Genomic DNA, 14233 nt, shown 5'->3' with positions numbered 1-14233 from the left:
TGACCTGAAGCCCAACACTTTCGAAACCTACTTAACTCATTGAATCTCAAGGAGTTTTCCGTTTCGACTGCGCCGGAAGTGGGGCGAATTATAGACGTCCAGAATCTGCCGTCAACACCTATTTTCATAACTCTGTCACATCAGTCAAAAGGCCCCGCAAACACAGAGGCCGGCGCCCAAGGGCGCTGGCCTCTCCACTTACCGGTTACAAGCTGGGGAACGCAAACTGCGAAGCCTCATGGCTCGCGCGCTGCGGCCAACGCTGGGTAATGGCTTTGCGACGGGTATAGAAACGCACGCCGTCCGGGCCGTAGGCGTGCAGGTCACCGAACAGCGAGCGTTTCCAGCCGCCAAAGCTGTGATATGCAACCGGCACCGGCAATGGAACGTTAACGCCCACCATGCCGACTTCGATCTCATCGCAGAACAACCGCGCCGCCTCGCCATCGCGAGTAAAGATGCAGGTGCCGTTGCCATACTCGTGATCGTTGATCAGTTGCATCGCCTCTTCCAGGCTATTGACCCGGACGATGCACAGTACCGGCCCAAAAATCTCCTCCTTATAGATACGCATCTCAGGTGTCACGCGATCAAACAGGCAGCCACCCAGGAAGAAACCTTCCTCATGCCCGGTCACACTCAAGCCACGCCCGTCGACCACCAGCGAAGCACCCGCCGCCACACCGTCTTCTATATAACCACTGACCTTGTCCCGATGCTGACCCGTCACCAACGGCCCCATGTCCAGCCCACAGGATGTACCTGCACCAATCTTCAACGCCTTGATCTGCGGAACCAGCTTGGACACCAGCGCATCTGCCACCTGGTCGCCGACACACACCGCCACCGAAATCGCCATGCAGCGTTCACCGCACGAACCGTACGCCGCGCCCATCAGTGCGCTGACGGCATTGTCCAGGTCGGCATCCGGCATCAGCACCGCATGGTTCTTTGCCCCACCCAGCGCCTGGACGCGTTTGCCGCGCCGAGTACCCTCGGCATAGATGTACTCGGCAATCGGTGTCGACCCCACAAAACTCAGCGCCTTCACTTCCGGCGCTTCGATCAGTGCGTCCACCGCAGCCTTGTCGCCGTGCACCACGCTCAATACGCCCTTGGGCAAACCGGCTTCCAACAACAACTGGGCGATCAGCAGCGTCGAACTCGGGTCACGCTCGGACGGCTTGAGAATAAAGCAGTTACCGCAGACGATCGCCAGCGGATACATCCACAGCGGCACCATCGCCGGAAAGTTGAACGGCGTGATACCGGCCACCACCCCCAAAGGCTGGAAGTCTGACCAGGCGTCGATGTTCGGTCCTACGTTACGGCTGTATTCGCCTTTCAGAATTTCTGGTGCTGCACAGGCGAACTCGACGTTTTCGATGCCGCGCTTGAGCTCACCGGCCGCGTCTTCCAAAGTCTTGCCGTGTTCTTCACTGATCAACTGTGCGATGCGCGACTCGTTCTGCTCCAGCAACTGCTTGAAACGAAACATTACCTGCGCGCGCTTGGCCGCCGGTGTATTGCGCCAGGCCGGGAAAGCCGCCCTAGCGGCATCAATGGCCTGCTGGATGGTCGCGCGATCAGCCAACGGCACTTTATGGATGGCCTGGCCAGTGGACGGATTGAACACATCGGCGGTGCGAGCGCTGTCACTCAGCAGTTCGCCACTGATCAAATGCGGGATGAGGCTCATGGGGGACTCCAGAATTATCCACAGGCGCCCGTGACCGGACGCCCGTTATCGAAAGCTATATAGAAGGACGTATCAGTCGAGCTTGTTCAGCACTTCACCGACCGCATCGAACAGGCGATCCAGATCCTGCGGCTTGCTGTTGAACGTTGGCCCGAACTGCAGGGTGTCGCCACCGAACCGCACATAGAACCCGGCTTTCCACAACGCCATGCCGGCCTCGAACGGACGCACGATTGCATCGCCGTCGCGCCCGGCAATCTGGATCGCGCCGGCCAGGCCATAGTTGCGAATGTCGATGACGTTTTTCGCGCCCTTCAAGCCGTGCAATGCATTCTCGAAATGCGGGGCGATCTCGGCCACGCTCTGTACCAGGTTCTCCTTCTGCAGCAGGTCCAGCGCCGCCAGGCCAGCCGCGCAGGCCACCGGGTGCGCCGAGTAGGTATAGCCGTGGGGAAATTCCACCGCGTACTCGGGCGTCGGCTGGTTCATGAACGTCTGGTAGATCTCGGAGCTGGCAATCACCGCCCCCATGGGGATTGCGCCATTGGTGACTTGTTTGGCGATGCACATCAGGTCCGGCGTCACACCAAAGCTGTCGGCACCGAACATCGAACCGGTACGGCCGAAACCGGTGATCACTTCGTCAAACACCAAGAGAATGCTGTGCTGGTTGCAGATTTCCCGCAGGCGCTGGAGGTAACCCTCCGGCGGCACCAGCACGCCAGCCGAGCCAGCCATCGGTTCGACGAAGACCGCAGCGATGTTGGAAGCATCGTGCAGCTCGATCAGCTTCAACAGCTCATCGGCCAAAGCGATACCCCCTTCTTTCGGCATGCCACGGGAATAGGCATTGCTGGCCAGCAAGGTGTGGGGCAAGTGGTCGACGTCCATCATGGCTTGGCCGAACAGTTTGCGGTTGCCGTTGACACCGCCGAGGCTGGTGCCGGCGATGTTCACGCCGTGATAGCCACGGGCACGACCAATCATCTTGGTCTTGGTCGCCTGCCCCTTGAGACGCCAGTAGGCGCGGACCATCTTCACCGCGGTATCGGCGCACTCGGAGCCGGAATCGGTAAAGAACACATGATTGAGATTGCCCGGGGTCAGGCTGGTGATTTTTTCCGCCAGTTGGAACGACAGCGGATGGCCGTACTGGAACCCCGGCGAGTAATCAAGGGTGCCCAGTTGCTTGGCGACCGCTTCCTGGATTTCCTTGCGCGTGTGCCCGGCGCCGCATGTCCACAGGCCCGACAGCGAGTCGTACACCTTGCGCCCCTTGTCATCCACCAGCCAACTGCCTTCGGCAGCGACGATCAGGCGCGGATCGCGCTGGAAATTGCGGTTGGCGGTGTAAGGCATCCAATGGGCATCCAGCTTGAGCTGGCTGGCCAGGGAACCGGCAGCGTGTTCGGGCATGTTCATCGACAAAACCTCGCAGGTCATAAGCGACAGGGAATCGAAAGCGTTCTTGCAGCTAAGTTGCCACGGCGATAAAGTCGGTGAAATCCAACTTTTGTAACCTTCAGTCGGTGAATCACTAAACTATGAGCGTTCGTCGCCCCGATCCATTGGCCCAGGTCAGCGACTTTGATATTCGCCTGCTGCGCATTTTCCGCAGCGTGGTGGAATGTGGTGGATTTTCCGCCGCTGAAACCGTGCTTGGCATTGGCCGCTCGGCCATCAGCCAGCAGATGAGCGACCTCGAGCAACGTCTCGGCCTGCGTCTGTGCCAGCGTGGGCGCGCGGGCTTTTCCCTGACCGAGGAAGGTCGCGAGGTGTATCAATCGGCGTTGCAGTTATTGAGCGCACTGGAAAGCTTTCGCACCGAGGTCAACGGCTTGCACCAGCACTTGCGCGGTGAATTGACCATTGGCCTGACCGATAACCTGGTCACCCTGCCCCACATGCGCATCACCCACGCCTTGGCGCAATTGAAAGAACGCGGGCCCGACGTGCAGATCCAGATTCGCATGATCGCCCCCAACGAAGTTGAGCAAGGCGTGCTCGATGGGCGCCTGCATGTCGGCGTAGTCCCCCAGGCCAGCGTCCTGTCTGGGCTCGAATATCAACCGCTATACAGTGAACGATCACTGTTGTATTGCGCGGTTGGGCATCCGCTGTTTTATGTGGACGATCAGCAACTCGACGACACCCGCCTCAACAGCCAGGACGCCATCGCCCCCACTTTCCGCCTGCCTGCCGAGATCCAAGCCCACTACCAGGCACTCAACTGCACTGCCAGCGCATCGGACCGCGAAGGCATGGCGTTCCTGATCCTCACCGGACGCTACATCGGTTACCTGCCCGATCATTACGCCAGCCTCTGGGTCCAGCAAGGTCGGTTGCGCGCCTTGAAGCCCTTCGCACGTTTCTATGACCTGAGCCTGGCGTCGGTCACGCGCAAGGGTCGCCGACCTCACCTGGTGCTGGAGAGCTTTCTCGAAAGCCTGGCGGCAACCCGATGACTTCCTCTCCCACAGGGGGCAAGCGGTCGCCATCGAGATGGCTTTTAGTGTGATGGCACTTGTCGGATTGATGCCGGTGCGCTATCAACGCATTTGCTTGCCCACAGACCCAGCCCGGAAACGCCCATGACCTTTGAAGTTCCTGCCCACGGTGGCAAACCCACCAGCCGCATTCGTCAAAAGAATGAAGAGACGATCCTCAAGGCTGCCGAAGATGAATTCGCTCGTCACGGGTTCAAAGGCACCAGCATGAATGCCATCGCCCTGAAGGCCGGGCTGCCCAAGGCGAACCTGCATTACTACTTCACCAATAAACTCGGGTTGTACGTGGCGGTGCTGAGCAACATCATCGAGTTGTGGGACAGCACCTTCAATACCCTCACCGCCGAGGATGATCCGGCCGAAGCCTTGACCCGCTATATCCGCGCCAAGATGGAGTTCTCTCGTCGCCAGCCCCAGGCATCGCGACTGTTTGCCATGGAGGTGATCAGCGGTGGCGAATGCCTGAGCGAGTATTTCAACCAGGATTATCGCGCCTGGTTCAATGGTCGGGCGGCCGTATTCCAAGCCTGGATCCATACCGGCAAGATGGACCCGATCGACCCGGTGCACCTGATTTTCCTGTTGTGGGGCAGTACCCAGCATTACGCCGACTTCGCCACCCAAATCTGTCGCGTGACCGGTCGCAGCAAGTTGACCAAGCAGGACATGATCGAGGCTGGCGACAACCTGATCCGCATCATTCTCAAGGGCTGCGGCCTGACACCAGTCCTCTGAGATCGCCATGCCTTTTACCCTTGCCGGCTTTTGCGAATACCGCGAAGAAATTCGCAAAAGCCGCTTCATCACATTCGCCGCGCCCATCACCAGCCCCGCCGATGCCCAGGCTTTTATCGACCAGCACAGCGACCTGAATGCCTCGCACAATTGCTGGGCCTGGAAACTCGGCGACCAATACCGCAGCAACGACGATGGCGAGCCGGGAGGCACCGCCGGGCGGCCGATCCTGGCCGCGATCGAAGCACAAGCCTGCGACCAGGTCGCGGTGTTGGTGATCCGCTGGTACGGCGGAATTCAACTGGGCACGGGCGGTCTGGCCCGGGCTTATGGCGGCGGCGCGAACAAATGCCTGCAAAACGTCGAAAAAATCGAATTGATCAGTCGCGTGGCGCTGCGCTGTTCCTGCGGGTTCGCCGAACTGGCCCTGGTGAAGCTGCGCGTCGCCGAATGCGGCGGGTTGGTCAATGAAGAATGCTTTACCGCCAATGGCGTAGACCTTCAACTGGCCGTGGGTCAAGCGCAGATCGAAACATTGCAAACGCACCTGGCCGACCTGAGCCGTGGACGGATTCTGCTGGCACGTTGAGATCAGCCTGCGACCTTTCAGGGCGCCCCGCAATCGTTCAACTTGCCCACATCCACTGTGCACCCGACTGTGGATAACCTGAGCACATCCCTCTGTAACCCTTCTGTCATGCGGGTTCCAGAGAGTTGCTCATTTTTCAGCCAAAATCCCGCCGAACCGACAAATCCATCCACAAAACAAACGCTTGCGGCGGTTTATCACCTTTAGAAGAAAGCCGGGCAATGCTTATGCCCACGTTTCCGGCTTGCACACAATAACTGTGGAGCAACCTGTGGATAAGCCGTTTATGGCTCCTGCCACCCCAAGAAGGGCATGGCTCGCAGCCGCTTGCTCAATTTTTGACCACCCACTTCAGGGCAAACCGATGCCTGCGCAAAACTTGCGCGCTCCAAGTCGGTGCAGAGTTTACCTACGGCAACTGCCCAGGCTACATGCAGAGGGCCTTGGCAACGGGGGTTGCGACAATTTCCTGACCTGATGGCCAGAAAATTGCTTTATCCACAGGCATTCCTGTCCACCGGCCCGAGCCTGTCATGTCCAACCCCGACCCCATCGCCCGCCTGCAATTGCGCAACATCAGCAAACGCTACCCCGGTTGCCTGGCCAACAACGCCATCGACCTGAGCATCCAACCTGGCGAGATCCGCGCCCTGCTCGGGGAAAACGGTGCAGGTAAAAGTACCTTGATGAAGATTATCTACGGCGTCACCCCTGCCGATTCGGGGGACGTGGTCTGGCAAGGCCAACGCGTCAACCTGCGCAACCCGGCCCAGGCCCGCAGTCTGGGAATCGGCATGGTGTTCCAGCATTTCTCGCTGTTCGAAACCCTCACCGTTGCGCAAAACATTGCCTTGGCAATGGGTGCGGCAGCCGGTACGCCTGCGCAGCTGGAACCCCGGATCCGCGAGGTTTCCCGGCGCTACGGCATGGCGCTGGAGCCGCAGCGGCGGGTCCACAGCCTGTCGATTGGCGAGCGGCAGCGGGTGGAGATCATTCGCTGCCTGATGCAGGACATTCGCCTGCTGATTCTCGATGAACCGACCTCGGTGCTCACCCCCGCGGAAGCCGAAGAACTGTTCGTGACCCTGCGCCGCCTGGCGAGCGAGGGCTGCAGCATCTTGTTTATCAGCCACAAGCTCGGGGAAGTGCGAGCGTTGTGCCACAGCGCCACGGTGCTGCGCGGCGGACGGGTGTCGGGGCATTGCACCCCGGCGCGCTGCTCGGACCGAGAGCTGGCGCAACTGATGGTTGGCGACGCAGCCGGACTGATCACGGACTACCCCAAGGTCTGCGCAGACAAAGCCTTTCTGCAAATCAACAAGCTGTCATGGCACAACCCGGACCCGTTCGGCTGCTCGTTGCGTGACATTGACCTTGAAGTCTGCGGCGGCGAAATCGTCGGCATCGCCGGGGTGGCGGGCAATGGTCAGGACGAATGGCTGGCGTTGCTCAGCGGAGAAACTCAGCTTCTCCGCCAGCAAGGCGAAACAATCCGATTCGACGGGCAACCCGTCGCGCACCTGCGCCCCGACGCCCGTCGCCGGCTCGGGCTGGCATTTGTCCCCGCCGAGCGCCTGGGCCATGGCGCCGTGCCGCAATTGAGCCTGGCAGATAACGCTCTGCTCAGTGCCTTCCAACAGGGCCTGGTCAGCCATGGGCTGATTCGACGCCGCAAGGTTGAACACTTGGCCGAGGCGATCATCCGGCGCTTTGGCGTGAAGACACCCGACACCAAAACTCCGGCACGCAGCCTTTCGGGGGGCAACTTGCAGAAATTCATTCTCGGCCGGGAAATCCTGCAACAGCCGAAGCTGCTGGTGGCCGCTCACCCAACCTGGGGGGTGGACGTCGGCGCGGCGGCGACCATCCATCGTGCCCTGATTGCCCTGCGCGATGCAGGCGCGGCAATTCTGGTGATCTCCGAAGACCTCGACGAACTGTTCCAGATCAGCGACCGCCTCGGCGCCTTGTGCGGCGGGCGTCTGTCGGCCTTGAGGCCCACCGTCGAGACCCGGCTCAGCGACGTCGGCGGCTGGATGGCCGGCCAGTTCGACGCCCCTCAATCCCCAGGCCCCGCGCCGGTTTAAACGGAGTTCTACATGCTGCTCTCTCTCGAACCTCGCGGCCAGCAATCGCGCCTGATGCTCTGGTGCTCGCCGCTACTGGCCGCCGTGCTGACCCTGACTTGTGGCTCGCTGCTGTTTATCGCCTTGGGGCACGACCCGCTACAAACGCTGTACACCTTGTTGATCGCCCCGATCAGCGATCTGTACGGCGTGTCCGAGTGGCTGGTCAAGACCTTGCCGATCCTGCTGTGTGCCCTCGGCCTGGCAGTGGCCTATCAGGCGCGCATTTGGAACATCGGCGCTGAAGGCCAACTGCTGCTGGGCGCCCTGGCTGGCAGTGCCTTGGCGGTGAACATCATCGACATGCACAGCCGCTGGGCACTGGTGCTGATCCTGCTGACCGGCACCCTGGCCGGTGCCGCCTGGGCCGGGCTTACGGCGTGGCTGCGCACGCACTTCAATGCCAATGAGATCCTCACCAGCATCATGCTCAACTACATCGCCCTGAACCTGCTGCTGTTTTGCGTTCACGGGCCGTTGAAAGACCCGGCGGGGTTCAACTTCCCGGAGTCGGCGATGTTCGGCGAGGCCAGTCGTCTGCCGTTGCTGCTGGAGGATGGCCGGGTCCATGCCGGGCTGTATTTCGCTCTACTGGCGCTGGTGGCGGTGTGGGTGTTGCTGCAGAAAAGCTTCGTCGGCTTTCAGATCAAGGTGCTGGGCCTCGACGCCCGCGCCGCCGGTTTCGCCGGTTTTCGCCAGAAACCGTTGGTGTGGCTGGCGTTGTTGATCAGTGGGGCACTGGCCGGGCTGGCCGGCGTCTGCGAAGTGACCGGGCCGATCGGCCAACTGGTGCCGCAGGTGTCGCCGGGCTACGGCTATGCAGCAATTACCGTGGCGTTCCTGGGTCGCCTCAATCCCATTGGCATTCTGTTTGCCAGCCTGTTGATGGCATTGCTGTACATCGGCGGCGAAAGCGCGCAGATGTCGCTGAACCTTCCCCAGGCAATCACCCAACTGTTCCAGGGGATGATGCTGTTTTTCCTGTTGGCCTGCGACGTGCTGATTCTGTACCGGCCGCGCCTGAACCTGCGCTGGGCCCGGCGCACCCGGACCACCCCCGTACAGGCAGGAGCGCTGTGATGGATATCGACCTGTTGAGCAATGTTTTTTACGCCATGGTCCGTTGCGGTACGCCGTTGCTGCTGGTGGCCCTGGGTGAATTGGTCTGCGAAAAAAGCGGCGTCCTCAACCTGGGCCAGGAAGGCATGATGCTGTTCGGCGCGGTGATCGGTTTTATCGTCGCGTTCAACAGTGGCAACCTCTGGCTCGGCGTGCTGCTGGCGATGGCCGCCGGGATGCTGTTATCGGCCTTGTTCGCGCTGGTGTCGCTGGCGTTCAACGCCAATCAGGTCGCCACCGGGCTGGCGTTGACGATTTTTGGAGTGGGCCTGTCGAGCTTCGTCGGGGCGGCCTGGGTCGGCAAACCGCTGGCGGGCTTCGAGCCGCTGGCCATTCCCTACCTGAGTGACATCCCGTTGATCGGGCGGATGCTGTTTGCCCAGGATCTGCTGGTTTACCTGTCCTTCGCGCTTTTTGCACTGGTGGCGTGGACGATCATGAAAAGCCGCGCCGGGTTGATCATCCAGGCCGTTGGCGAGAACCCCGATGCCGCCAGCGCCATGGGCCTGCCGGTGTTGCGGGTGCGGACCCTGGCGGTACTGTTTGGCGGCGCCATGGCCGGCTTGGCCGGCGCGTATCTGTCGCTGGCCTACACGCCGATGTGGGCCGAGAACATGAGCGCCGGGCGCGGCTGGATTGCCCTGGCGCTGGTGGTGTTCGCCAGTTGGCGGGTGTGGCGCCTGCTGCTGGGCGCCTACCTGTTCGGCCTCGCCAGCATCCTGCACCTGGTAGCCCAGGGGTTGGGCCTGGCGATTCCATCGAGTTTGCTGGCGATGCTGCCGTATGCCGCGACCATTGTGGTGCTGGTGCTGTTGTCCCGGGACGCCGTGCGCACCCGGCTGTATGCGCCGGTGTCGCTGGGGCAGCCTTGGCAAGCAGGGCATTGAGATAGACCACGGCGCGCCTATCGCGGGCAAGCCTTGCTCCCACCGTTTTGCATGAACGCCACAGACTTTCAGTGACCTGTGGGAGCAAGGCTTGCCCGCGATGAGTCCCGAACAGGCAACACCTGAACCAAGCCCCACACCACCTCGAAAAACAGGAAAACCCACAACACCGCACTGGCCCCATGAAGCAGCGCATACAACTGCCAGGTCGCAAACAAAAACCGCCCCGCCGCGTCATAACGCCCATACAGCGGCTGCGGATCCCGAATCCGCAGCACCGACCACACACAGACAATCGAGCCCAGCAGATTCACCATCAGCACATGCGCCGGTGCAAACGGCGGCAACTCTCCAGGCAGGTCGAATAGCTGAGTCATGCTCACCAACATGCCATGCAGCGCCGCAAAGCTCCACGGCGTGGCCAGCGCTGCCGACACGATCAGGTCATACCAGGCGCTGCCAAGCACCACCCGGCGATATTGCATTGAAGTCCACATACACCTTGCTCCAGATAATCGGGGAGCAAAGAAGCTAAAGCCTGGGGTATGCTCCAAGGTCAAGTCCTCTGGAGTTCCACAATGCGCATCGGTGAATTAGCCCAGGCCTGTGCCGTCAGTCGAGACACGCTGCGCTTCTACGAGCAACGTGGCCTGATCGCAGCGACGCGCAGCGCCAATGGCTATCGCGACTACCCCGCCGACGTGGTCCAACTGGTGCTCTATATCAAGACAGCTCAGCGCCTGGGCTTTACCCTGGGCGAGATTGGCGCCAGCGTCGCCGCCCTGTGGAACGCCCCCGACCCGGACTGCGCCGTGACGCAATTGCTACAAGACAAACTGAACCTGATCGAAACCCGCATGACCGAACTCGATGCGTTGCGTCACGAGCTGAAACAACGGCTCGGGCAACGCTGTCCATTAAATCCATGACCTTTTTCTTTCAAGGATGCCCCTCATGAATTCGGCAAGAAACGCATTGATCATCGGCGCCTCTCGGGGCCTGGGCCTTGGTCTGGTGAAGACGCTGCTCAGCGATGGCTGGAACGTGACCGCCACCGTGCGCAACCCGCAGAACGCAGAGGCTTTGAAGGCGCTGGGCCCGGTGCGGATCGAAAAACTCGACATGGACGACCAGCAAGCGGTCATCGCCCTGAGCCAACAGCTCAAGGGCGATACCTTCGACCTGCTGTTCGTCAATGCTGGCGTCAAGGGCCCGGAAAACCAGAACCCGGGTGGCGCGACGCTGGCCGAAGTCGGCCAGTTGTTCTTCACCAACGCCGTGGCCCCGATCAACCTGGCCCAACGCTTTGTCGGCCAGATCCGCGACGGCAGCGGCGTACTGGCGTTCATGAGTTCGGTGCTGGGCAGCGTGACCATGCCCGATGCGCCGGAACTGGCGCTGTACAAGGCCAGCAAGGCGGCGCTCAACTCCATGACCAATAGCTTTGTCAGCCAACTGGGTGAGCAAGCGCCGACAGTGCTGTCGCTGCACCCCGGTTGGGTGAAGACCGACATGGGTGGTGAAGGAGCGGACATCGATGTCGAGACCAGCACCCGCGGGCTGATCGACCAAGTGAATGCCTTCGCCGGCAAGGGTGGGCATCACTTCGTCAACTATCGGGGCGAGACGATTCCCTGGTAAACACCGCCATTCCCTTGTGGGAGCGAGCCTGCTCGCGATAGCAGACTCACATTCAGTATTTATAGTGGCTGATCCACCGCATCGCGAGCAGGCTCGCTCCCACATTTGGATCTCAGTCTGATACTGGAAATGTGTCCGGCAACCTGAGTAAACTCCGACCCTCGCCCCTAAGGCGACCCTGGATCAGCAGACAGGGCATCACTGAGCTGGCTAACCTGAACCCACTTTCAGAGGAGCCGGCCACCATGCCTGCGACCCGTACCTGGTTAAAAAATCCCCTCGCCATTTTCACGGCCAACGACCTTGATGCCCGTGGCGGCCTCGTCCTGCAGGACGGTGTGATCGTCGAACGGCTGAGTGCCGGCCAGCAACCCGCCCAGCCTTGTGACCACATTTTCGACGCGCGCGAACATGTGATCCTGCCTGGGTTGATCAACACCCATCATCACTTCTACCAGACCCTGACCCGTGCCTGGGCGCCGGTGGTGAACCAGCCGTTGTTCCCCTGGCTGAAGACCCTCTACCCAGTGTGGGCGCGACTGACCCCGGAAAAACTCGCGCTGGCCAGCAAAGTGGCCTTGGCCGAGTTGCTGCTGTCAGGCTGCACCACCGCGGCCGACCACCATTACCTGTTTCCAGAAGGCCTGGAAAATGCCATCGACGTGCAGGTGCAGAGTGTCCGTGAACTGGGTATGCGCGCGATGTTGACCCGCGGCTCCATGAGCCTGGGCGAAGCCGACGGTGGCTTGCCGCCACAGCAGACCGTGCAGCAGGGCCAGGTGATTCTCGACGACAGCCAGCGCTTGATAAGCCAATACCACGAGCGCGGCGAGGGCGCGCAGATCCAGATTGCCCTGGCGCCTTGCTCACCGTTCTCGGTCACGCCCCAGATCATGAGCGCCAGCGCCGAGCTGGCGGAGAAGCTCGATGTACGCCTGCACACGCACCTGGCCGAAACACTCGATGAAGAAGCGTTTTGCCTGCAACGCTTTGGTCTGCGCACCGTGGATTACCTGGACAGCGTCGGCTGGCTTGGCCCGCGCACCTGGCTGGCCCACGGCATTCATTTCAACCCGGATGAAATCGCCCGTCTCGGCGCTGCCGGCACCGGCATCTGTCACTGCCCAAGTTCGAACATGCGCCTGGCCTCGGGCATTTGCCCGACCCTGGACCTGACCGCCGCCGGCGCCCCCGTAGGCCTGGGGGTAGACGGCTCGGCGTCCAACGATGCCTCGAACATGATCCTCGAAACCCGCCAGGCGCTGTACATCCAACGCCTGCGCTACGGCGCGCAAGCGATCACGCCGGAGCGCGTCCTGGGCTGGGCGACCCGGGGGTCGGCGCAACTGCTCGGCCGCAGCGACATCGGTGAGTTGGCGGTGGGCAAGCAAGCCGACCTGGCACTGTTCAAGCTCGATGAGCTGCGCTTTTCCGGCAGCCACGACCCGGTCTCGGCGCTGCTGTTGTGCGGCGCGGATCGGGCGGATCGGGTGATGATCGGTGGGCAATGGCGGGTCATCGACGGGCAGGTCGAGGGGTTGGACTTGAAGGGTTTAATTGCTGACCACCGCCAGGCGGCGCGCGAATTGATCGCCGGCACCTGACCCAACGCCATCGCGGGCAAGCCTTGCTCCCACAGCTCTCGCGGCGAGGCTGCCCTCATAAACACCCACCCTTCACTGTGGGAGCAAGGCTGCCCGCGACGCTCTTCTAGAGGCCCAGCAGGGACAACATGATGAACGTCGCAAACAACACAAAATGGGTCATGCCTTCGATGGCATTGGTTTCACCATCGTTGAGGTTGATCGCACTGACGATCAGGGTGATGAAGATCATCACCGTCTGCACCGGGGTCATTGCCATCTCGAATGGCTGGCCGGTGTAGAGGGCCATGGCCTCCATCGCGGGCACGGTCAGGATCACGGTGGACAGCGAAGCCCCCAATGCGATGTTCACCACCGACTGCATGCGATTGGCGAGGGCCGCGCGCAGGGCGGTGAGAATTTCCGGGGCGGCGGAGATGGCGGCCACCAGGATCGCCGTAACCACCGGCGGCGCACCCGAGCCTTCCAACCCCAGGTCGAGGGCCTTGGACATGACTTCGGCCAGGGCGCCGATCACCACCACGCCAAACACCAGCGCGCCGATGGAAAGCGTCAGGCTGATGGGTTCCGGTTCATTTTCCAACGGCTCTTTCTTGCGGCGTTTTTCCGGATAGCTGTAGCTGAAGAAGTAACTATGAGGCCCGACCTGCATGCGCAGGAACAAGGTGTACAGCACGATCATCGCGCCGATGGTAAAGGCCGAATAGATTTTCCAGCTCTCGCGGGGAATGAACTCCGGAACCACCATCGATACCCCCATGGCGGTGAGGATCATCACGCTGTAGGTGCGCGCCGAATCGTCGTTATAAGCTTGCTCGCCATGCTTGATCCCGCCCATCAGCGCCGCAAGCCCGAGGATGCCATTGATGTCGAGCATCACCGCCGAGTAGATCGTGTCCCGAACCAACGTCGACGACGCCTCGTTGCTCATCATGATCGCCAGGATCACCACCTCCACCAGCACCGCCGACAGCGTCAGGATCATCGTGCCGTAAGGATCACCGACCTTTTCCGCCAGCCGTTCGGCGTGATGGGCCACGCGTATGGACGCCGCGACGATGAAACCGATCAGGACCAGGCCGCTGGTCAACGCCACCACCTGCCCGCTGCCTAGCAGCCAGTGCTCCAGCGGATAGGCGATACACGCGGCGATCAGCGCCAGCAACAGCAGTGTTTCTTGCTTGAGCAATGTGAGCATCGCGGACCTGTCACCGTGGGCGGGGTCATGAGTTACTGACTATAGGAGGCGGTGAACGTTTCGTTCGGTGTGATGCACCAGGGGGTGGCGAGTGGGAGGCAGGTGCACCTTTATTGTTCTCAAGGGCC

General features: G+C 61.3%; 13 protein-coding genes. 9 read left to right on the top strand and 4 right to left on the bottom strand.

Annotated elements, in window-relative coordinates; genetic code table 11:
- Positions 1–205: 205 nt before the first annotated feature.
- Together AACY42_RS08630 and AACY42_RS08625 are read right to left on the bottom strand one after the other, a co-directional pair.
- Positions 206–1699: a CoA-acylating methylmalonate-semialdehyde dehydrogenase gene (locus AACY42_RS08630; RefSeq protein ID WP_339478599.1), complete on the bottom strand. Its 1494-nt coding sequence runs from the start codon at positions 1697–1699 to the stop codon at positions 206–208.
- Positions 1700–1771: 72 nt separating this feature from the next.
- Positions 1772–3121: an aspartate aminotransferase family protein gene (locus AACY42_RS08625; protein WP_339478597.1), complete on the bottom strand. Its 1350-nt coding sequence runs from the start codon at positions 3119–3121 to the stop codon at positions 1772–1774.
- A gap of 122 nt (positions 3122–3243) precedes the next feature.
- Here AACY42_RS08625 and AACY42_RS08620 point away from each other — a divergent pair, with 122 nt between their 5' ends.
- The 6 genes from AACY42_RS08620 to AACY42_RS08595 all read left to right on the top strand — a co-directional run bounded on the left by AACY42_RS08620 (position 3244) and on the right by AACY42_RS08595 (position 9662).
- Positions 3244–4164 (top strand): LysR family transcriptional regulator, encoded by a 921-nt coding sequence (locus tag AACY42_RS08620; RefSeq protein ID WP_339478595.1) that lies wholly within the window; start codon positions 3244–3246, stop codon positions 4162–4164.
- 126 nt (positions 4165–4290) lie between these two features.
- Positions 4291–4941, top strand: a complete 651-nt coding sequence (locus tag AACY42_RS08615; protein WP_339478594.1) for a TetR/AcrR family transcriptional regulator — start codon at positions 4291–4293, stop codon at positions 4939–4941.
- A gap of 7 nt (positions 4942–4948) precedes the next feature.
- On the top strand, positions 4949–5530 hold the full coding sequence (locus tag AACY42_RS08610) for an IMPACT family protein (RefSeq protein ID WP_339478593.1): 582 nt from the start codon (positions 4949–4951) through the stop codon (positions 5528–5530).
- Positions 5531–6063: 533 nt separating this feature from the next.
- Positions 6064–7617: an ABC transporter ATP-binding protein gene (locus AACY42_RS08605; RefSeq protein WP_339478591.1), complete on the top strand. Its 1554-nt coding sequence runs from the start codon at positions 6064–6066 to the stop codon at positions 7615–7617.
- A gap of 12 nt (positions 7618–7629) precedes the next feature.
- The gene (locus AACY42_RS08600) at positions 7630–8736 is read left to right on the top strand and encodes an ABC transporter permease (RefSeq protein ID WP_339478590.1); all 1107 of its coding nucleotides are present in this window, start codon (positions 7630–7632) and stop codon (positions 8734–8736) included.
- Positions 8736–9662, top strand: a complete 927-nt coding sequence (locus AACY42_RS08595; protein WP_339478589.1) for an ABC transporter permease — start codon at positions 8736–8738, stop codon at positions 9660–9662. The genes AACY42_RS08600 and AACY42_RS08595 overlap by 1 nt, the downstream gene beginning before the upstream one ends.
- Positions 9663–9730: 68 nt before the next feature.
- Here AACY42_RS08595 and AACY42_RS08590 read toward each other — a convergent pair whose 3' ends face one another.
- A complete protein-coding gene (locus AACY42_RS08590; protein WP_339478588.1) occupies positions 9731–10159 on the bottom strand; it encodes a hypothetical protein in 429 nt (142 codons plus the stop codon).
- An 81-nt stretch (positions 10160–10240) separates the two neighbouring features.
- On the opposite strand from AACY42_RS08590, the gene AACY42_RS08585 reads away from it, so the two are divergent.
- From AACY42_RS08585 to AACY42_RS08575, 3 genes are all read left to right on the top strand, one after another.
- Positions 10241–10591 (top strand): MerR family transcriptional regulator, encoded by a 351-nt coding sequence (locus tag AACY42_RS08585; RefSeq protein ID WP_053118143.1) that lies wholly within the window; start codon positions 10241–10243, stop codon positions 10589–10591.
- Positions 10592–10616: 25 nt separating this feature from the next.
- Positions 10617–11303, top strand: coding sequence for an SDR family oxidoreductase (locus tag AACY42_RS08580; protein ID WP_339478585.1), 687 nt, complete (start codon positions 10617–10619; stop codon positions 11301–11303).
- Positions 11304–11548: 245 nt separating this feature from the next.
- Positions 11549–12907, top strand: coding sequence for an 8-oxoguanine deaminase (locus AACY42_RS08575; RefSeq protein WP_339478583.1), 1359 nt, complete (start codon positions 11549–11551; stop codon positions 12905–12907).
- A gap of 106 nt (positions 12908–13013) precedes the next feature.
- Here AACY42_RS08575 and AACY42_RS08570 read toward each other — a convergent pair whose 3' ends face one another.
- Entirely contained in the window at positions 13014–14105 is a 1092-nt protein-coding gene (locus AACY42_RS08570) for a calcium:proton antiporter (protein WP_339478581.1), read from the bottom strand.
- Positions 14106–14233 lie beyond the last annotated feature (128 nt).

The sequence above is a fragment of the Pseudomonas sp. RL_5y_Pfl2_73 genome (assembly GCF_963970515.1).
Taxonomy (GTDB): Bacteria; Pseudomonadota; Gammaproteobacteria; order Pseudomonadales; family Pseudomonadaceae; genus Aquipseudomonas.
The sequence above is the reverse complement of the archived record's forward strand: the minus strand, read 5'-3'. Positions and strand labels throughout refer to the sequence as shown.